The following is a 21,095-nucleotide window of genomic DNA, read 5'->3' as shown; positions in this document are numbered from 1 at the left end:
TGAAATAGCTCAACTGGATCCCAGTGTCAAGCACTGGGATGACAGCAGTCCTACGTCATACCGCCGCGGTATCTCAGCCGCTAACAAGTAGCGGGATGACGGTTGTCGTTTAGCCATAAACATTAAGAAATTTACCAAATGAAAAAAAAGGCAAAAGAAGCCCCGTGGTTGGCTAATTACTTACATTATACTTTCAAGTATGGCGTTTTTTTATTCTAAATGCTTAATAACCGCGATTCAGTTGCTTTTAAACCGCAACTAATCTAAATTAGAAACATTAAGAAATTTACTAAACAGAAAAAAAGGCAAAAGAAACCCTAGGGTAGCTAGTTATTCACTATCCATTTTTTAAGTTGGCGTTTTTTTATGTTTTAAACGCTTTATAAGCGCGTTTCAGCTTATGTAGGTAGAAGTTTGATAAAGACATAAGGTGCACATAGTGCAAAAAATTAAACATGAGACGCCAGATACGTGAGTTTTTTTGTCATTTAATCTGTACAGAGAAGATAAATAAATAGCTTCACTTTCATGATAAGGGGGCTGGCAGAGTTTGTCAAGTAAGTTTTTTCGTTTCTAACGGTTGTTGCCAAAAACTATACAAGAAGTCTTTTAAGATCAATCACTTATCTTCAAGGCTTGAATAAAAGCATTCTGTGGAATATTTACGTTCCCTATAGAATGTAACCTTTTTTTACCCTTCTTTTGCTTTTCAAGTAGTTTCATTCTTCGCGTTACATCCCCACCATAGAGTTTAGCTGTTACATCTTTTCTGTATGGGTTAATCGTTTCTCTGGCAATGATTTTTCCGCCCACTGCCGCTTGAATCGCGATTTTATATTGCTGACGTGGTATTAAATCCTTCAAGCGTGCACATATTTCACGCCCCCTTTTTTCTGCCCTACTTTTGTGAACGATACAAGCCAGTGCATCTACGGGCTCTCCATTAATTAAAAAGCTTAATTTATCTATTTGGCTTACCAGATAGCTGGAAATTTCCCAATCCAAACTTGCATATCCTTTGGAAATTGATTTTAATCGATCATAAAAGTCAAAAACAACTTCAGACAGTGGTAATTTGTATCTTAACAATGCTGTTGTTGTGTTACCAATGTAAGATAAATCCTCCTGTTCTCCCCTCCTTTCTTCACATAGAGATAGAATATCACCTAAGTATTGATCAGGGACCATTATGGTTGCGGTAATCCACGGCTCTTCTACCATTTCAATCTTTGTTGGATCTGGCATATCACTTGGGTTATGAATATTCAAAACTTCACCACTTCGTGTTGTAACCCTATATATAACACTCGGTGCAGTTGCTGTTAGGTCTAAATCAAACTCTCTTTCGAGTCTTTCTTGAATAACTTCAAGATGCAACATTCCCAAAAAACCACAACGAAATCCATAGCCTAGTGCATTTGAAGTTTCAGCCTCGAAAGTAAAACTTGCATCATTTAAATGTAACTTTTCTAGAGCTTCTCTTAGATATTTAAAATCATCCGTTTTATGAGGAAAAATGCTACAAAATACCACAGGATGAACTTCTTTAAATCCAGGAAGTGCTTCACTACAAGGTCTCTTTTCCTCAGTGATAGTGTCCCCTACCTTGCAGTCTGCTACTTCCTTCATTGAAGCAGTTATAAAACCAACTTCACCCGCTGAAAGTTCACCCGTCATCACTTTTTTAGGGGTGAAAATACCGATATTATCTATCTGGTATGTAGCATTATTAGACATCATAACAATTCTCATGCCTTTTTTTAGCACTCCATTTTTAACTCGCACTAAAATTACTACTCCTAAGTAAGTGTCATACCAACTATCAACCAAAATTGCTTGCAATGGAGCATTTACATCACCTTGAGGAGCTGGAAGTTTTGCTACTATTGCTTCCAGTACATCTTTTATTCCAAGTCCAGTTTTTGCTGATATTAAAACTGACTCACTTGCATCAATACCGATTATTTCCTCAACCTGGAGTTTTACCTTTTCTGGATCTGCAGCAGGAAGATCAACTTTATTGAGCACAACTATTATTTCATGGTTGTTGTCAATAGCTTTATATACATTTGCAAGGGTTTGTGCTTCAACGCCCTGGCTACTATCTACCACTAAAAGTGAACCTTCACATGCGGCTAAGCTTCGGCTTACCTCGTAAGAAAAGTCAACGTGACCTGGGGTGTCCATGAGATTTAGGCAATATTGATTACCGTCGTTTGCCGTATAATTGAGTTTTACCGTCTGTGCCTTAATTGTAATCCCACGTTCGCGTTCTATATCCATTGAATCGAGTATTTGATTGATCATTTCTCTTGCTTCAAGGCCGTTACATTCCTCTATTAAACGGTCAGCAAGCGTTGACTTACCGTGGTCTATATGCGCTATTATTGCAAAATTTCTTATGTTGTTCATTTATGGCTATTTTACTTAAGTAGAACCATTTTACATTTTAAGTGTTGTGAGGGCAATCCTTTATTAAGAGACTATTTACTCCTTCAACATAGACGACACTTTTTTCGAGCAGGAAATCACTTTATTAACCATATAGTTTTCATGATTATTATCTATTTTAGGCAACTCATATAGATAATTTACCATCATCCCGGCTGACTGACTAATACCCTTTTCAGAAGTATCCGCCATCCAGTTTAATTGTTTTATTGATGCGCCATTGCTTAAATGAAAATGCGCCACCGGGTCATAAGTATTTCCATTACTATTATTCACTTTTAGTAAATAATATGCACATAGTTTAAGCATGTATTGTTTAGTTTCATTTGTACATTCAACATTAGCTTTTAATTGCTCTGCACTTTCTAAAATTTCTGCACTAGATTGTTTTATATTTAGTTTGCCCAATAAAGTGACATCTTGGTTTAGATTGTTTTTTAGCCATTTCGTAAAGCCAGGTATTGGAGAAAGAGTTGCATATGTTTTTATACTTTTAAACTCCTGTGATAGCTTTTCTACAACCCTTTTGATCAAAAAATTACCAAGGCTGATTCCAGATAACCCTGCTTGAGTGTTTGATATTGAATAGAATATAGCAGTGCTTGCATTACTCGGATCATTTGAAGGTACTGACTCATCTAAAAGGTGTTGAATGCTATCTGCAATCTTATCCACCAATGCAACCTCTACAAAAATTAGAGGTTCGTTTGGTATCTTGTAATGAAAAAAAGCAAAACAGAGACCCAGCCTGTTTTTTAAGTCATCCCAAGAGGAAATTTTATGCACAGCTTCATATTTTATAAGTTTTTCTAGCAATGATGCAGGTGAATCCCAGGTGATTTGACGAAGATCAAGTAGATCAACATCAACCCAAGTATAGAGTATATTTTTTAATTCGCTTTCTAGTGGATTCAAGCTTCTATATTGGTTCTTTAGCTTAAGCACGTCAGAACGCATATCAACAATAAACTTAAGGCCTTCTGGTAAAGAAATAAATTGCTTCAATATTTTAGAACGCGGTGATTCAAGAATTTTTATTAAATCCTGTTCAAATTTATAGTTTAACTCGGGATCTTGGTTTTTCTTATACTCTCTAATTTTCTCATCTATTTCCGCTTTATTCGGATTAAATTTTTCTGCCAGGGTTTGTAGAAATTTTATTTCACCTTTCTCTGATAAGCTCAAGTACAGGTTACCAAGAGATACAGCGTTCTTACGTGCTGAAACCTCCCCTCCCTTTGGGTTTAAGCACTCGTTCATCTTCAAGACTAAACTATCGATATCGCGACTGTTGCTTAAATCAGGACTGATGTTACCAATCCACGATCTTACAGCATCTGCCACTCCACCTAGTATTTTAAAAAATCTTCTTACCGCCTTTTTGTCTTCAACTTTCACTATATCAGTTTTTACCAATGATTCTTTTGTCATAGATTCCCTTTATTATACATAGCTAATGCAAGTCAGGGTCATACCGCCGCGATATCTCTAGATCCCGCTAACAAGCAGCGGGATGACGGTTGTCGGTAAACCCAAGTTATTTTAGCTACATATAGCTTAAGTTAAAGGAAAATTTTAGCTACATAGCAGGCACTATTACTGAATTATTAATAATTCAGTAATACAATAGACTTCTTGCACTACCTCCCAAGCCACAACTGTCATTCAGTAGAAACGAAAAAACTTGCTTGACAAACTCCGCCAGCCCACTTATCATGAAACTGAAGCTATTGTATTTGCTTTCGCCAATCTGCAGATTAAAAGGTAAGGATTACTTAATGTATCGGCGTCTTATGTTCAATTTTTTGCAGTATATAGATACTGTATGTCTTTACAAAACTTCATCTACATCTAGATTTTTATCTAAATAAGCTGAACGCGCTTATAAAGCGTTACAAGACATCAAAAAATGCCAATACTCGACAGAGATAGTAAAAGACTAGCTAACTCGGGGATTCTTTGTCTTTTTTTCTGCTTAGTAAATTTCTTAAACATTTGCAGCGTAGGTTAGTTGCAATTAAAAGCGGCTGAATCTCGCTTGTCAAGCGTTTAAAACATAAAAAACGCCAATATTTTAAAGCGGATAATAACCTCAGGGCTTCTTTTGCCTTTTTTTTCATTTGGTAAATTTCTTAATGTTTGTGGCTGAACGACAACCGTCATCCCGCTACTTGTTAGCGGGATCTCTTGTTAGCGGCTGAGATACCGCGAATGAATCGCGGTATGACGTAGGACTGCTGTCATTCCAGCGCGTGACGCTGGAATCCAGCCTTTCACGCAATCCCATCAAGAACGTTGTATTTTACATAACACTTTTATGCTTACCAACTTAATAAAATTCCTGGATCCCAGTGTCTGGGCACTGGGATGACAGGCTAGCCTGACAACCGTCATCCCTGTAAAGATCAAGTATCCCACTACGTGTTAGCAGCTAAGAGATACCGCGAATGAATCGCGGTATGACGGTCTGTGGCGGTATGACGGTTAAGCAATTCGTCATCCCGCTGCTTGTTAGCGGCTAAGAGATACCGCGGCGGTATGACGTAGGACTGCTGTCATTCAAGTAGCTGAAACTGGAATGAAACGTCATAAAGGAACCAGTGTCAGCTACTTGGATGATACCTTTTTTCTACTTAGTTTGGGTTATGCAAGAAGTCTATTTACTTCTTAACTTGACGCACATGATGTCTTGCAGCATCATCTACTGTCTCTAAATAAATCATTGCTAGACATATACCACTGTGTACTTCTACGGATACCTTATTGCCTAAACTTCGATTAAAGCAAGAATTTTTTCCCGGAAAAGCAAGATTACTAAGGTGCAGTTCCCATTTTAATCCTTTAGTTGATATTTGAGCTCTCGGTATACCAAGTAAAGATATTTTAGTATTTTTTGGCAAAGAAAAAAAATGGGTAATACCTTTTTGTAAAGTGTAACCTACCATGGGAGGTGAAGGTGTGTAAAAGATACTGCCCGTACTTAGAAAAATGTTAATATTCTGTAGTATGTGATCAATTGCTCCTCCAGTAATACCCGTTACTATTGATGGCAATAACTTTACTGTTTTTAAGTGAGCCATTGCTTTAGAAAAGTCGCAATAATCTTGATCAGGTAGATATATCGTATTCAAATTAGCACGTAAATCCAGATTTACGCTATCCAAATCTCCTACTACAAGATCGGGTTTTACGCCAATTGATAGAAGCTTGTTTGCTCCTCCATCTACAGCAATAATAGGTATATCTCGTTTAAAAAACGATGAGCTCGGTATTTTTCCATTTAGCACTACAATAGAACGATATTGTTGTTGTGTACTGCAGTGCAGCACATGATCATGGTGCAGGTTTTGCATCGTAGTAACATTTTTGAATAATTGATATTATGCTAATCACTAATCCAGCAATATTGCTAAGCACCACAAAAATTGAGCTCTGGTAAAGACCATAGCCAATCCAAGACAATGAACAAATAAGATAGTTTACTAACATTAACATCGATACATCACGAGTAACTTTAGTGATATATGCTTTATATACTTGAGGTGATAATCCAATTAGAGATGCAATTAACGCAATGAAGCCGAAGCATTCTTCAATATTTATATACATACATTTTCCTACGCTTGCTTTAACAATATCAGGTTCAAAGGGTTGTACTTTATGTACTCTCAGCTTTTCTAGAGCACCCCTAATGCGTGTAATTTATAACATCATTTAGTCTATTAATCAAGAAATTAATAGTGACTTGCATTTATGAAACCCAATCGGCTTCTATGCTAATTATTATCTAAACTAATCGTCGGTTGTGCATCTTGCTCAGAGATTAGGGCAACCAACAAATTATTTATCAATTGAACCTTTTGCTTGCCATCTAATTGTAAGCTTTTGTTTTTTTCAAAATGAGCTATTACTTCCTCGACAATTCCTATTGCATTTTGCACTATATGCCTTCTTGCCGAAGTGATAGCATGTGCTTGTTGACGCCTTAACATTGCTTGTGCAATCTCGGACGAATACGCCAAATGCGATATTCTTGCTTCTGTAATCTCAATTCCTGCAATATCTAATCTTTGTTGTAACATTGACCGCAATTCATCTGAAATTTTATCAGAATTTTTACGTAAAGACTCCTCATCGCTTTCGCTATCATACGGATAATTGCTCGCCAATTCTCTAATTACCGAGTCACTTTGTACAAAAACAAATTCGTGATAGTTGTTAACATTATAATACGCCTTTGCAGGACTGCTCACTCTCCAAACAATTACTGCAGAAATCTCTATTGGACTTCCATTTGCATCATTCACTTTTATTTTTTCTGTGTTGATATTTTGAAATTTTAGAGAAATGACATGTTTGTTTGTAAATGGGATTGTGATAAACATTCCTGGTTTAAAATAAGTTCCAATATAATGACCAAAAAATTCTATCACTCTTGCTTCATTAGGATGATTGATAAAAAACCCTGTAGGTAAAATTATGAATAGGATCACGAATAGGATCACAAATGGGATTATTAATACTAAAGCAGTACCATCCATTGAAACCAGGCTATTGTGTATTAAAGCCAGAGTATCATACATCGCAAGTAGTGATAACGGTATTGCCATTAGTATTACCGCTAGTATTAATGCAGGAAAAAACCGAATTTGACTCAAATTTCTATCGTTTATCGTATTCTTATCCATATTGTCTTTAAACTTCTTTTTCACTTGAACCCTCTCTGTTGATCGTTTTATTTATCTTATTTACAAATAGTTTAAACTCTCTTAATTCATGATCAGGCAATTTTACTTTAGTTTTATGTGCTATCGTAAGCGGATCAATGTGTTTGCCATTATATATAACTTCGTAATGTAAATGGGGTCCTGTTGCAACACCAGTGCTACCAACATAAGCGATGATCTGCCCCTGCTTTACTTTAGAGCCTAACTTTATATCGCCACTAAATCTACTTATATGCGCGTAACAGGTTGAATATTCATTTTTGTGTTTTATTTTGATGTAATTTCCATAGCCACCATTCTTTCCTATATATTCTATCACACCCTCTGCAGCAGCGTATATGGGAGTGCCAAGTTTAGCTGCATAATCCACTCCTTTGTGAAAAGCAATTTTACCGCGAACAGGATGCTTTCTATTGCCAAATTTTGAGGATATGCGATAATCTCCATTTAAAGGATTTGCAAAAATTTCGCCATTTTTTAAGCTTATTCCTTCTTTATTAAAATACCTTTCTTTGCCGTCTTGCGATTTATAATGATATAAACTAATAGCTTTCTTGTTTATTGTCAGTGAAGCATATAAAATTTTTTCTTCAGTCTTCTGATTATTAGGCAATCTCTCAAAAAGAACCTCCAATTTACTCTTCGGCACAATGTCTTTTTTAAAATCAACACCGAAATCTTTATATATGTTGATCAATTTCACCACTGTATTTGGCGCCAACCCTTCCGTGGCAAAAAAGGAAGATTTTATGGTACTGGATATGAATAACAACTTTCTATCACTTTCTGTCGTCAAAGTAGCTTTTTTTTTTCTGATTCCATGCTGGAATGGCTGTGCAAGATCTGTTGATGTTTCAGCGGTATATAACGGTAAGATAAAGAGCAGCATAAATACAATCAGCTTCATCATTTAAACAGCATCAACAAAAGTAAAATTACCTTCCACATACTGTACATCATCATTATCTTCTAATTCTTCAACCAATGCAGATAATTTATCAATCAACTCTTTATCGCTAATTTCAATCAGATCTTTTGGCTGCCATGAAAGACGAGCAAGTTCTGGTTCTCCGAATTTTGCATAAAAGGCATCGCGTACTTTACCAAAATCTTTTATTTCACAAGTTATAACGTGTAATCCTTCTTTGTCATTTTCCTCAACATTCAATACTTCTAATTCGATTCCATGACTGAATAAATCATCAAAATTCACACCCTCTGCTTTATAGACGATTAAGCCTACATGATCGAAAAGGTAACTAACACTTCCTGTTTCTCCTAAATTTCCACCTTTACGAGAAAAGATATAACGTACCTCAGAAGCAGTACGGTTGCGGTTATTAGTCAAGGCATGGACAATGAGTGCAGTACCAGAAGGCCCATGACCTTCATATTGTATTTCCTCGTAATTTTCTCCAGCAACGTTACCAGTTGCATTTTTTATTGCTGTTTCTATTTTATCTTTTGGTAGATTTTCCTTGCGTGCAGCAAATATAGCAGAGCGAAGGCGCGGGTTGAGTTCGGGTAGCCCTTGCTTTGCAGCAACTGCTATTTCTCTAATCAGCTTCGTAAATTTTTGAGAGCGCTTTGCATCCTGAGCAACTTTCCGGTGTTTTATATTTGAAAATTGTGAATGACCAGCCATATTCAAATAGTTAAAAATCTAAATTATATATAAAAGCATAGAAAAAGCTAAAGCAAATTTTCAAGCCTCCGGCTTGGCATCTTGCAGGTTTTCTGCTAATAACATACTTTCATACTGCTCAGCTTCTAAGTCAAGGCCAATAGCTGAATGGGCTGCTATTAAATAGTTAATAGATTTAGAAAAATATTTAGAATCCTTATAGCTTGCCATATTCTGGAAACGCTTAATTGCTGCTAAATATTCACCACGCCTCAAGTAAAATTTACCGATAGAATACTCTTTTGTTGATATATGTTCTGTGATTAATTTTGCTCTTTCCTTTATCTCGTCTACATATTCGCTGCCTGGAAAGAGATTAATGTACTCAGTGGCTAGCTCTAAAGTTTTATATGCAGTTTGCTGTCCAAGTTGCACTTTATTAATTTGCATGTAATAAGATAATACTCTTAAGTAGTATACATATGGTAAATCTTCACCATTTGAATAAACATATATATAATCATCCATATCACTTGTAGCACTGCTATAGTTACCCATATTATAGTGAGAGACCCCAGATAATAATTTTGCTTTCATTGCCCAATAAGAAAAAGGATACAAATCCTCTATCTTATGAAATGCCCTAATAGCTTGTTTATATTTTTTCTGGTCAAAAAGTTCAACTGCTTCTTCATATAGTTCAGTTTCAGTTTTTTCAAGATCATCCGCATACGATTGTGTAAAGGAGCAAATTAGGAAAATAAAGCACGTGATTAAAGTCTTATACATAAGATTTTTTTCGATCAAAATAAAGTATAGACCTAAATATTACTTAAATAAATAAATTTCTTAGGCAACAGCCGGTCCTTCTTCTTTATAACTACGGTCAGAACTACCTGCATTTCTTGATTCACCTCGTCCTTCCACTTTTGGATCTTTCAGCGTCTTACTGTAGGAATGTATAGTTAAGACCTGTACAGCCATAAAAATTGCAATACCTACCAAGCCTAAAGTAGGTCCAACAGCAGGATTTAAGGACGATGCTAATGCTATTAACATTATCCTTCTTATTAAAAATACAGAAGAACCAGCAAGCGCCAATCCGGCTACAGATATATTGCTAGTTTTCTTGCTAGATTTCTCATCAAGATCAGACTTTTCTGTTTCCTTTTTCTTATTTTTTTCATGCTTATCAATATAAGAAACAAGAGTTGCAAGAAAAGCAATTGCATTGGCAAGAAATAAAATTGCATCCTCTGCTGCTTCAAGTGAAGATGTTTCACCCATTATCATACCTACAATAACCAGTGCAGTTGTTATAGCCTCAATATAGATCAAACACTGACCTATATCAGAAATATTGTGCTCTTTTTCCTTTACTTCCTCTCCATTTTCAATAATCTCCAACTCTCGTTCTTTTTGTGCTATCTTCCTATTATTGTAAATTAAATATAGCGTACAAATAAGAGATAAGACTGTAAAAGGTAATATAGTGTGGCTTAGCGCGCCACTTATCACGCCAAGTAATACCTGATCGCTATATGTTTTTTCCAGTTCAATCGCCATCAGCAATGTAAATGGGACCATTGTTGCCAATGATGCACATTTTCTATATAGCTCTCTTTTTTTTAGTGCTAATAGTTCTTGTTCTAGCCTTTCTCTTTTGACTTCTTTATCAACTGTTGGCCAAAAATCCCAAAAAAACTCTTCTAATGGTTCAAAATCTCTTTTTTTCTTATTCTTTCCTGGAACCTTTTTAGTAGAAGAAAATTTGCCACTAGGTATTTTCATAATATTAACCTAATTAGTAGTAAGTTAATACAATTATACACCTTTTTGCTTTCTGAGTCAATATCACTAAGATATTAACTACTCTTGTCTATTAACTATTTCCTAGGAGATTTAATCAATCTATTTGATGCCGGCTAGGATATAATTATAGCCTGACCACATAGTTATAATAGCTGCAACCCATAAACAAATCGCACCTGTATATTGAATCATATAATAATCGTTCATTATTAGCGCTACTACAGCAACCATCTGCAAAAATGTTTTAATTTTTCCAGCTTTGCTTACAGGTAGACTAACATTTGTAGCTATCAGAAACTCCCGTAAACCCGAGACTAATATCTCCCGACAGATGATGATAATCGATGGTACTATTGTAAAATCATTTATCTTATGCTTATAAACTAGCATAATTATCGTTGAAACCACTATTAATTTGTCAGCAATTGGATCAAATAGCTTGCCAAACTTTGATTGGACTTTCCACGCACGCGCCAGGTAACCATCAAAAAAATCCGTAATGCACGCAAACACAAAGATTGATATTGTTATCAGGCCTGCATATTTATTTTCTATATAAAAACTTAATATTATTGCTGGTATTGCAAGTGCACGAGAAATTGTAAGCAAATTAGGCACGTTTTTTTTAAGCATGTAATATCATCTTACGTAATAGGTAAACTTATACAGAAGTACAACAGAGTTCACAAGTTAATAATTTACAATTGAACATTTATAAAAACTCCATATACTTAAAAAATACAAGCTTAAAATATAAGGATGTAATGATGAACGATGATTTAGATAGTACCACAAAACAAGAAGCGCTTAAGTATCACAGCAGAGGTGGTAACCCTGGTAAAATTTCAATCATGCCAACAAAACCTTTATCTACCCAGTATGATTTGTCACTTGCTTATTCCCCTGGTGTTGCAGCTCCGTGCCTTGAAATAGCTAAAAATCCTGAGGTTGTTTATGATTATACAGCAAAAAGCAACTGTGTTGCTGTCATTTCAAATGGCACTGCAGTGCTTGGACTTGGTAATATCGGTCCTCTTGCTGCAAAACCTGTCATGGAAGGCAAAGCTGTTTTATTTAAGCGTTTTGCTGATATTGATGCAGTTGATATAGAAGTTGGTACAGAAAATATAGAAGATTTCATCAATGCAGTAAGGTATCTTGGGCCAAGTTGGGGGGGGATAAATTTAGAAGATATAAGATCTCCCGATTGTTTTATAATAGAGAAACGCCTGAATGAACTGATGGATATTCCAGTGTTCCATGATGACCAGCATGGAACTGCGGTGGTTGTTGCAGCTGGCATAGAAAATGCTCTTGATATTGTTGAAAAGAAATTAGAGGACGTTAAGATCATTATGAATGGTGCTGGAGCAGCCGGTATTGCATGTTTAGAAATACTAAAGTCCATGGGCGCTAAAAATATAGTGCTGTGTGATAAGCAAGGAGTAATATACAAAGGTAGAAACGAGGATATGAATGAGTGGAAGGAAAAGTATGCAATTGATACTTCCGAACGTTCTCTACTTGATACAATAAAAGGCGCTGATGTATTCATCGGACTATCTGCAAAAGATGTGTTAAATGAAGAGATGTTAAAGAGTATGGGCAAAGACCCGATTATTTTTGCTCTTGCCAATCCCGATCCAGAAGTAAGGCCTGAGTTTGCAAAATCTGTGAGGCCAGATGCAATAATTGCAACTGGTAGGTCAGATTACAACAACCAAGTCAACAACGTAATGGGTTTTCCTTATATATTTAGAGGGGCACTTGATGTACATGCAACAACAATAAATGATGAAATGAAAATTGCAGCTGCAGATGCAATAGCAAAGCTTGCCCGTGAGCCAGTACCAGGTGAGATATCTGCAGTCTATGGCGGTCGTAAAATGGGCTATGGACGTGAATATATAATACCTACTCCATTTGACCCAAGATTAATTTCTATAGTAGCTCCTGCTGTTGCAAAAGCCGCAGTTGATTCAGGTGTTGCAAGAAAGGCAATACAAGATTGGAGTAAATATGAAAATCAATTAAAATCTCGTCTTTCTAATGTTCTCAGCACGCTGAATTTACTATCTTCACATATGTAATTTATTGGATAAAGTTAAAAGTGATAAACCAACCCAAACTCTAAGCCATATATGCCAAACCTATTGGTAATGGTTGCAGTTGTTGATTCAACACGTGCAGTTTCATCAACTTTACTTCCTCCACCGGCAGGAATATATCCTTCACCAGCTAGTATCTTTATTCCTGGTACAATATCTTTAAATTGGTTATCAAGGATACCAAAATAGCGTAAACCAGCAAATGCTTGAGTTTGTGCTGTAAGTTGGTGATTGATACCAAGTTTTGCTTGGTAAGCCAAGGCATATCTGGTTTTTCCTAGAAATTTAACCCTAGTTACACCTGCACCAATACCAACATATGGGGTGAATGGCATTTTTGCTATATTAAAATCACGATATACATTGACCATTCCAGCTAAGTTATTAAAACCTTCATTTTTCATCTTAAATGCAGCTCTGAACTCTGCTTCAACACTACAATTTTCTTGAATGTGAATATCAACCTTTCCACTTCTCCAAGGTGAATTGCATTCCGCTCCAGTAGACGCATCATTGTGACGACGAAGTTCAATATATCTTGCTTTTTTCTTATCTGAATAATCTTCATCATATAAGTTAGTCTGAGAATATAAGCCTTCAAACTCAACTCTCATATTTTTGAATAAATACCCTATTGCAGCACTACCGGCAAACCCTGGAACATATTTAGGACTGTATCCAGCTTCAATTCGCTCCTTCTTATTAAAACTAAAAACCCCCTCTGTTATATTGTCACCTGCATCTTCTTTTCCTTCTAGAGAACCTATTGCATTGAAGAATGCTCCAAAATAGTTAGCTTTGATGTAAACATTCTCTAAGTTATTTATTTTATCATCGTAAGATAAGCACCTAAATGAAAAAGTTAGCAAAACCAATAGATATGTGAATTTAAATCTTTCGCCCACCACAAAGCCTCCCTGCATAATTTGTCATTCCATTATTATAGTATGCTTCTATTTTTTATGATAGCAACTTTTTATTGCGCTCAATCGTTTTAGATTTATAATGAAAGTATTGTAATTTAAAGCAAATCAATGACTATTGCAATTCACGAATTAGAGAGGATCATCAAACAATCGTTCCCCGACGCTGATATAAAGATTCATGATCTTGCTGGAGATGATGACCATTATCATTTAAAAATAAACTCCAAGTGTTTTCTTGGAAAGACAAAAATAGAACAGCATAAAATGGTATATAAAGCTCTGGAAGGTCAGTCTATACACGCCTTGCAACTGGAAACTAATACTTAAAAATAAGGTGAATTTATGAGCAATTTTGAACAAATAAAAAAAGATATAACAGAAAATGATGTGGTATTGTATATGAAAGGCACTTCTGATTTTCCTCAATGCGGATTCTCTGGACTCGTCGTGTCAATCCTAAAAAAATTGAACGTGAAGTTTAAGTATATTAACGTGTTGGAGAATGATGAAATACGTGAATCTATAAAAAAGTTTTCTGATTGGCCAACAATTCCACAATTATATATAAAGGAAGAGTTTATTGGTGGTTGCGACATCACTCGCGAGATGTACGAAAAAGGCGAACTGCAAAGTTTATTGAAGGAAAAAAAAATTATTGCGGAATAAGTACCAAGAAACCAGTGCCCAGACGCTGGATAACGTAGTATAGCTATGAAAAAGGATCTTATGTCTTAAACCGTATCCGTTCAGGGGAGCGGCAAAATAAGGTAGACAAAGCAAGATAATAATGTTGATGTTAACACTATTGTCAAGTTTACTGGCCTTTCTATTAGTGAGATTGAAGAATTAAGTGTGAGCGGTTACAAATAATTTACCATTTCTTCTGGTTTCACTATCCTTTCAAACTCTTCCTCAGTGAGCAGTTGAAGTTTTGCTGCTGCTTCTTTTAGAGTGATATTTTCTTTATAAGCAAGCTTCGCTATTTTTGCTGCATTGTCGTACCCTATATGCGTATTTAATATAGTGACCAACATCAACGACTGATTCAGTAAATCTTTTATCCTCTCTTCATTTGCTTTAATACCAATTACACATTTTTCTGTAAAATTTAAACTTGCATCAGCTAAAAGTCTTATAGACTGCAAAACATTGTAAATTATCACTGGCTTAAACACATTCAATTCAAAATGACCGTTTGAACCACTAATGGTTACAGCAACATGATTTCCCATAACTTGAGTGCATACCATAGTCACCGCTTCACACTGAGTTGGATTCACTTTACCTGGCATAATTGAAGAACCAGGCTCATTTTCCGGTAACATTATTTCCCCAATTCCGCATCTTGGACCAGAACCAAGCAACCTTATATCATTTGCAATTTTCATTAAACTGACTGCTACTGTATTGAGTGTTCCACTGAGCTCAACTAAAGCATCATTTGCTGCTAGCGCTTCAAATTTATTGCCTGCTGAAGTAAATGGAAGGTTAGTAATTCCTGCAACTTGCTTTGCAAAATCTTCAGCAAAACCCTTTTTAGTATTGAGTCCCGTGCCAACCGCAGTGCCACCTTGTGCAAGCTCGTATATACCACTTAAAGTTGATTTTACTCTCTCTATCCCCTTTTTAATCTGGACTGCATAGCCAGAGAACTCCTGTCCTAGTGTTAGGGGCGTTGCATCTTGCAGATGAGTACGTCCTACTTTTATTATATCTTTAAATTCCTGAACCTTATTATCCAGCACCTTATGCAATTTTTCAAGATTTGGAATAAGCAAGCAGTTTATTTGCTCTGCTGCTGCTATATGCATTGCTGTTGGAAAGGTGTCATTTGACGACTGACCATAATTCACATGATCATTTGGATGTATTGGAGATTTACTACCCAAATTACCACCTAAAATCTCTATTGCACGATTGCTGATCACTTCATTCATATTCATATTAGTCTGCGTTCCGGATCCGGTTTGCCAAACAACAAGCGGAAATTCATTATTAAATTTGCCATCTATTACTTCCCTCGCGGCTGTGCAAATTGCGTCCCCTACCCTATCATCTATAACACCATGTTTCATATTAACACGCGCTGCTGCAAGTTTTACTATTGCTAATGCTTTAATCAGAGGCTCTGGCATTTTTTCTGTGCCAATCTTAAAATTTTCTAAAGAACGCTGAGTCTGTGCTCCCCAGTAATGTTCACTTGGTACTTTTACTTCCCCTAAGCTGTCTGATTCTATTCTCGTCTTTCTATCCATATTTTCCTCCTGGTGTTATGCAAACTGGTTCACTACATAATTTTTTCATGCCTACTTCTTGGTTAATTAAATCATACTAGATCCAAGTAGTCAAGTGTACGAACATTGCAATTTTCAGTTAACTTGCATGGTAGATGCAAGTAGCTGACACTGATTCACTTTATGATGGTGTCATTCCAGTCTGGAATCCAGCCTTTTCATAATCATCAAAACGTTGTATTTTAACATAAAACGGCTACTTTTATGCTTACCAACTTAATAAAATTCCTGGATCCCAGTGTCTGGGCACTGGGATGACACCCTTCTGGTGGACTCAAATCACGATGTTTGCACAGCTGTACGCTTAGTTCTGGTTGCACGCTACCATTCTTGTACATCCATAAATAGAAAATTTACGCTTTAAAAGGATCATATACATCGATTTCCTTAGAATTACTCTTTTTCAATTTTTCACTTAATAATCTTAAAATAGGCTGTAAATCACCATTAATTGATAAGCACAGCACTTCTTTATTGAGATAATTAGCTAGGTGATTCTTCTTTTCCAGAATTTCTGCTTCCCTCAATAAGTCGCATTTGTTTAATACTACAATCTCTTCTTTTTCAACAAGATCACTATTGTAAAGTTCCAATTCATTATGGATACAACTATAAGCCGAAACAACGTTATCGTGAGTTACATCGATTAAATGAAGTAAAATTTGACACCTTTCTATGTGCTTTAAAAATTTATGCCCGAGCCCAACTCCAAGGTGAGCATCAGTAATTATTCCAGGAATATCTGCTATTACAACTTCGCTATCATCCACTTTTACCATGCCTAAATGAGGTCTTACGGTGGTAAATGGATAATCGCCTACTTTTGTATCGGAATTTGAGCAGCGAGTCAAAAATTTTGATTTACCTGCGTTTGGCATGCCAATAATTCCAACATCTGATAAAACTTTTAGTTTTAATAATACATGTTTTTCTTCGCCAGGCTGACCGTAAGTAAAATGTCTTGGTGCCTTATTAGTAGAAGATTTAAAATTAGTATTTCCAAGTCCACCTTTTCCACCCTGTGCTACTTGAAATTCCATACCAGGCTTGTCAAGGTCTACTATTATCTCTTCACTTTCTTCATCAATTATTTGTGCACCGACTGGAACTTTAAGTATAACGTCTTTCCCTGCTGTGCCAGATCTATCCCTGCCTGCACCATTTTTTCCACTATCTGCTTTAATGTGTCTTCTATAACGAAAATGAAGCAAAGTGTTGAGATTAGCGTCGCTGATGAAAACTATGTTTCCACCCTTTCCTCCATTACCACCATTTGGACCACCAAATTCAACGAACTTTTCTCGACGAAAACTTGCACAGCCATCACCACCGTCACCAGCTTTTAAACACAATTTTACTTCGTCTATAAAACCCATGCTAACCCACGATAATATTTAGCATCCTTTCCTAATGCGCTTTCTATTCTGATTAGCTCGTTATACTTCGCGAGTCTATCAGAACGCGATAGCGACCCGGTTTTTATTTGCCCGCAATTTGACGCAACTGCTATATGAGATATTGTTGTGTCTTCTGTTTCACCTGAGCGATGAGAAACAACAGCTTTATAGCCATTTGATTTTGCCATTTCAATAGCAGCAAAAGTTTCTGTTAACGTCCCTATTTGATTTGGCTTGATCAGTACAGCATTTGCCATTTTTTCCTCTATTCCTTTGCATATCAGTTCACAATTTGTAACAAACAAATCATCCCCAACCAATTGAATTTTACTCCCCAATTTTGCAGTAAGTAATTTCCAACCTTCATAGTCGTCTTCACTCATTGCATCTTCTATAGAAATTATTGGATATCTTTCCACAAGATTACAATAATATTCAGTCAACTCTTCTGAAGTAAGATCTCTGTGTTCAAATTTGTAAATTCCATCTTCATAAAAAGTAGATGAAGCAACATCAAGGCCTAGTGCAAAATCACTTTGCGCTGAATAACCTGCTGATTCTATAGCGTATATGATCAAATCAAGTGCTTCTTCAGTACTTTCAATATTTGGTGCAAAACCACCTTCATCCCCTACATTTGTGCTATAACCTTTTTTCTTAAGAATGCTACGTAAGTTGTGGAATACCTCCGCAGATATTCTAATCGCTTCGCTGAAAGTCTCAGCACCGACCGGAAGAATCATGAATTCTTGGAAATCGAGCTTATTGTCTGCATGTACTCCACCATTAATTATGTTAATGAGTGGAACCGGCATAACACTCGTCTGCTTTCCTCCCAAATATCTATATAGCGGCATTTTGAAACTTTTTGCTGCTGCTTTTGCAACTGCAAGAGACACACCCAAAGTTGCATTTGCTCCAAGTTTTGATTTGTTTTTTGTTCCATCCAGTTCAATTAATGCTTTATCAATTGCATTTTGGTCCGCTGCATTCATTCCAATGATTTCATCTGCTATTATCCCATTTACAGCTTGAACAGCTTTCAGCACTCCCTTACCACAATACCTTTTCTCATCTTGGTCCCTGAGTTCCAAGGCTTCTAATTTACCGGTTGAAGCTCCAGAAGGTACAGATGCCCTGCCTATTGCACCATCACAGAGCTCAATTTCTACCTCAATAGTGGGGTAACCCCTGCTATCTAAAATTTCTCTTGCAAATACGTTATTGATTATCTTATTCATTACATTAAACCTTAACTTCCGCAATAAGTGCTGCAGTTTCCTTTGCCAATTTAGCTATATTACTACCAGCACCAATAAATAATACTATATCACTTGGACTTGTCGAATCACTAATAAAATGTGAAATGAGCAAAGCATCATTCATAATTTTTGTGTTATTAAATCCATTACTGATTAAAGCTTTTTGTATATCATCAATCCCACAACCAGGAATAGGCTTGTCTTCTGGGGGATGAACAGGAGTGAGGATGACATAATCAAACATCATGAAAATTCGTATGAATTCATCAAAAAAATTACGAATGCGGGCAAAACGAAGTGGTTCGATAATTCCTATTACTTTTCCTTTAGTAATCGAACGTGCAGCCGTTAAAGTTGCATATATTTCATTTGGATGATGGGCATAATCCTCAATTAACTTAACACCTTTAATATCGGCAATCAAAGAGAATCTTCTTGCTACTCCTTGAAATTCCAAAAGGCCTTTTTTAATATCTGCATCGCTAATTCCGAGCTTTATCGCAACTGATATTGCAGCTAGGGCGTTGCTTACTTTGTGAATTCCAATTGCATTTGATAGTACTATGTTTTTTAAAGGGCTGGATCCCAGTGTCACGCACTGGGATGACATCTCTGTACACTTTCCTTTTGTCATTCCAGCACGTAATGCTGGAATCCAGTTGTTCAACACATCAAATTCTATGCTGTTAGCATGCTGTTTAATGTTGCTGGCTCTTATGCTACCATTCTCAAACCCAAACGTTATAGAATTACCCGCATCATAATCGATGTCTACAGAATCAGGTAAAACTGCAGAACCTGCATTATTCACGAATTGGGAAAATGCATTTTTGATATTATCAAATGTGCCGTAATAATCTATGTGGTCATTGTTGATACTTGTTATGACAGCAATCTTTGCAGGGATTTTTAGCATAGTTCCATCAGACTCATCAGCCTCGATCAGAAAAGTGTCACTCCCTCCAAGTTTGAAGTTGCTCTTATAGGAATTTAATATCCCTCCTACAGTTACAGTCGCATCAATGCCAGAATGATCAAAAATGGAAGCAATCATAGCGGTTGTTGTTGTCTTTCCGCTTGAACCTGAAACCGCTATCACATATTTACCTTTCATAATTTCAGCAAGTATGTCTGATCTATGCAAAACGGTTTTATTGTTATTTTTTGCCGCAATTAACTCCACATTATCAGATTCTATTGCAGAAGAATGTACAACTATTTGAGCTTGGCTTATATTATTAGCATTGTGACCAATAAAAACCTCTATACCTAGCTTTTGTAACTTATTTATATTGTCGTTTGATTGTGCATCACTGCCTTGAACTTTGCAATTGGAATTGTGAAGAATTTCAGCAATGGCACTCATTCCGATTCCACCTATACCAATAATATGTATTATTCCTTTTTGAGTTTTGTTAATATTTAGCAGTAGATGTTTACTCATTACTAAATTTATTATAGTATAATTTAAAATCCTCATAGTATCGAACCCTCTTACCGAATACAATGATAAAAAACCTAACCTTTCTATGTCTAATATTTGTTTTGATAAGTAGCTGCAGTTTTAGCAACAGGTTTAACTGCACTGCAGGTCATTATAAAATTGGCAGCAGCTACACAATAAATGGTATAACTTATCACCCAAAAAACTGTAAACACTATGAAGAGATAGGGATAGCATCGTGGTATGGAATAGAAGATCATGGCACACTTACAGCAAATGGTGAAGCGTTTAACCGTCACTTGATCTCTGCAGCGCATAAGACTTTGCCCTTACCCTGCTTTGTTCTTGTCACTAATTTAGAAAATGGAAGAAAGCTTGTTACAAGGGTTAACGATAGAGGGCCTTTTATTGAAGGCAGAATAATAGACTTATCAGAAAAAGCAGCTCAAGTCTTAGGATTTCATAAATCTGGGCTTGCAAAAGTAAAAGTTCAATACCTAAGAAAGATGTCAGAACAATTGATACAAAATACTCCTCATTACAGAAAGCAATATGAAAAAGAAATGCAGAAACGTCACCCGAAACAAGACAGTGCAGAAAGTAAGGGATATGTTGCATTTTTTAAAAGTGCTCAGGCTGCTAAATCAGCTGCATCAAAGCTTCGCAATCAAGGAATAAAAAATGTTAGATTGCTTTTTAAGAACGATCAATATTGCGTGAAAGTGAGTTATAGGTAGTGGTGAGTGCAGAATTTGAAAGATTTGGTTAATGTAAGGAACGCTGGCTAACTATTGTAAGTTAAAAATGTGATATAAAAAAGATATCAACAATTTATAGCTATACCACCGCGATATCTCTTAGCCGCTAACACGTAGCGGAATGACGAGCTTATCGTCACGCCACCGCTAACCGTCATACCGCGATTTATTCGCGGTATCTCAGCCGCTAACAAGTAGCGAAATGACAGCAATCCTACGTCATGCCGCCGCTAACCGTCATACCGCGATTCATTCGCGGTATCTCAGCCGCTAACAAGTAGCAGAATGACAG

Annotated in this window: 19 protein-coding genes and 1 riboswitch; of the genes, 4 read left to right on the top strand and 15 right to left on the bottom strand. The window is 36.2% G+C overall.

Features of this window, described 5'->3' with window-relative positions; translation table 11 throughout:
• Positions 1-615 precede the first annotated feature (615 nt).
• From lepA to pgsA, 10 genes are all read right to left on the bottom strand, one after another.
• Positions 616-2,412: a translation elongation factor 4 gene (gene lepA, locus OOK90_RS02385; RefSeq protein WP_264706078.1), complete on the bottom strand. Its 1,797-nt coding sequence runs from the start codon at positions 2,410-2,412 to the stop codon at positions 616-618.
• A 75-nt stretch (positions 2,413-2,487) separates the two neighbouring features.
• On the bottom strand, positions 2,488-3,882 hold the full coding sequence (locus OOK90_RS02380) for a malonyl-CoA decarboxylase (protein WP_264706077.1): 1,395 nt from the start codon (positions 3,880-3,882) through the stop codon (positions 2,488-2,490).
• A 1,229-nt stretch (positions 3,883-5,111) separates the two neighbouring features.
• Complete coding sequence (locus tag OOK90_RS02375; protein WP_010962623.1) at positions 5,112-5,804, bottom strand: thiamine diphosphokinase; 693 nt, start codon at positions 5,802-5,804, stop codon at positions 5,112-5,114.
• On the bottom strand, positions 5,785-6,060 hold the full coding sequence (locus tag OOK90_RS02370) for a SemiSWEET family sugar transporter (protein ID WP_006280002.1): 276 nt from the start codon (positions 6,058-6,060) through the stop codon (positions 5,785-5,787). The genes OOK90_RS02375 and OOK90_RS02370 overlap by 20 nt, the downstream gene beginning before the upstream one ends.
• Positions 6,049-6,151, bottom strand: a riboswitch (TPP riboswitch). (Overlaps the previous gene by 12 nt.)
• 76 nt (positions 6,152-6,227) lie before the next feature.
• The gene (locus OOK90_RS02365) at positions 6,228-7,139 is read right to left on the bottom strand and encodes an SPFH domain-containing protein (protein WP_264706173.1); all 912 of its coding nucleotides are present in this window, start codon (positions 7,137-7,139) and stop codon (positions 6,228-6,230) included.
• 7 nt (positions 7,140-7,146) lie between these two features.
• On the bottom strand, positions 7,147-8,085 hold the full coding sequence (locus OOK90_RS02360) for a M23 family metallopeptidase (protein ID WP_264706172.1): 939 nt from the start codon (positions 8,083-8,085) through the stop codon (positions 7,147-7,149).
• 3 nt (positions 8,086-8,088) lie between these two features.
• Positions 8,089-8,823 carry a YebC/PmpR family DNA-binding transcriptional regulator gene (locus OOK90_RS02355; RefSeq protein WP_264706076.1) on the bottom strand — a complete coding sequence of 245 codons (735 nt, stop codon included), beginning with the start codon at positions 8,821-8,823 and terminating at the stop codon, positions 8,089-8,091.
• A gap of 60 nt (positions 8,824-8,883) precedes the next feature.
• Positions 8,884-9,591 carry an outer membrane protein assembly factor BamD gene (locus tag OOK90_RS02350; protein WP_209472811.1) on the bottom strand — a complete coding sequence of 236 codons (708 nt, stop codon included), beginning with the start codon at positions 9,589-9,591 and terminating at the stop codon, positions 8,884-8,886.
• 60 nt (positions 9,592-9,651) lie between these two features.
• A complete protein-coding gene (locus OOK90_RS02345) occupies positions 9,652-10,593 on the bottom strand; it encodes a hypothetical protein (protein ID WP_209472809.1) in 942 nt (313 codons plus the stop codon).
• A gap of 120 nt (positions 10,594-10,713) precedes the next feature.
• Complete coding sequence (gene pgsA / locus OOK90_RS02340) at positions 10,714-11,247, bottom strand: CDP-diacylglycerol--glycerol-3-phosphate 3-phosphatidyltransferase (RefSeq protein WP_010962629.1); 534 nt, start codon at positions 11,245-11,247, stop codon at positions 10,714-10,716.
• Positions 11,248-11,381: 134 nt separating this feature from the next.
• Here pgsA and OOK90_RS02335 point away from each other — a divergent pair, with 134 nt between their 5' ends.
• Entirely contained in the window at positions 11,382-12,704 is a 1,323-nt protein-coding gene (locus OOK90_RS02335) for a malic enzyme-like NAD(P)-binding protein (protein ID WP_077188090.1), read from the top strand.
• Positions 12,705-12,718: 14 nt separating this feature from the next.
• Here the strand turns inward: OOK90_RS02335 and OOK90_RS02330 are convergent, their stop codons facing one another.
• Entirely contained in the window at positions 12,719-13,645 is a 927-nt protein-coding gene (locus OOK90_RS02330; protein WP_010962631.1) for a P44/Msp2 family outer membrane protein, read from the bottom strand.
• 111 nt (positions 13,646-13,756) lie between these two features.
• Between OOK90_RS02330 and OOK90_RS02325 the strand changes: the two genes are divergently transcribed.
• Both OOK90_RS02325 and grxD read left to right on the top strand, forming a co-directional pair.
• The gene (locus OOK90_RS02325; RefSeq protein ID WP_006280012.1) at positions 13,757-13,975 is read left to right on the top strand and encodes a BolA/IbaG family iron-sulfur metabolism protein; all 219 of its coding nucleotides are present in this window, start codon (positions 13,757-13,759) and stop codon (positions 13,973-13,975) included.
• Positions 13,976-13,990: 15 nt separating this feature from the next.
• A complete protein-coding gene (gene grxD, locus OOK90_RS02320) occupies positions 13,991-14,314 on the top strand; it encodes a Grx4 family monothiol glutaredoxin (RefSeq protein WP_006280013.1) in 324 nt (107 codons plus the stop codon).
• A 194-nt stretch (positions 14,315-14,508) separates the two neighbouring features.
• Here grxD and fumC read toward each other — a convergent pair whose 3' ends face one another.
• From fumC to murC, 4 genes are all read right to left on the bottom strand, one after another.
• Entirely contained in the window at positions 14,509-15,903 is a 1,395-nt protein-coding gene (fumC, locus tag OOK90_RS02315; protein ID WP_264706075.1) for a class II fumarate hydratase, read from the bottom strand.
• A 392-nt stretch (positions 15,904-16,295) separates the two neighbouring features.
• The gene (gene cgtA, locus OOK90_RS02310; RefSeq protein WP_264706074.1) at positions 16,296-17,318 is read right to left on the bottom strand and encodes an Obg family GTPase CgtA; all 1,023 of its coding nucleotides are present in this window, start codon (positions 17,316-17,318) and stop codon (positions 16,296-16,298) included.
• Complete coding sequence (eno, locus tag OOK90_RS02305) at positions 17,306-18,580, bottom strand: phosphopyruvate hydratase (RefSeq protein ID WP_264706073.1); 1,275 nt, start codon at positions 18,578-18,580, stop codon at positions 17,306-17,308. Before eno ends, cgtA begins: the two co-directional genes overlap by 13 nt.
• 4 nt (positions 18,581-18,584) lie before the next feature.
• Positions 18,585-20,081 (bottom strand): UDP-N-acetylmuramate--L-alanine ligase, encoded by a 1,497-nt coding sequence (gene murC / locus OOK90_RS02300; RefSeq protein WP_038250394.1) that lies wholly within the window; start codon positions 20,079-20,081, stop codon positions 18,585-18,587.
• A gap of 26 nt (positions 20,082-20,107) precedes the next feature.
• On the opposite strand from murC, the gene OOK90_RS02295 reads away from it, so the two are divergent.
• On the top strand, positions 20,108-20,782 hold the full coding sequence (locus OOK90_RS02295; RefSeq protein WP_209472799.1) for a septal ring lytic transglycosylase RlpA family protein: 675 nt from the start codon (positions 20,108-20,110) through the stop codon (positions 20,780-20,782).
• Positions 20,783-21,095 lie beyond the last annotated feature (313 nt).

The organism is Wolbachia endosymbiont (group A) of Ancistrocerus nigricornis (assembly GCF_947250785.1).
Lineage (GTDB): Bacteria > Pseudomonadota > Alphaproteobacteria > Rickettsiales > Anaplasmataceae > Wolbachia > Wolbachia pipientis.
This window is presented reverse-complemented; position numbering and strand designations above follow the sequence as displayed.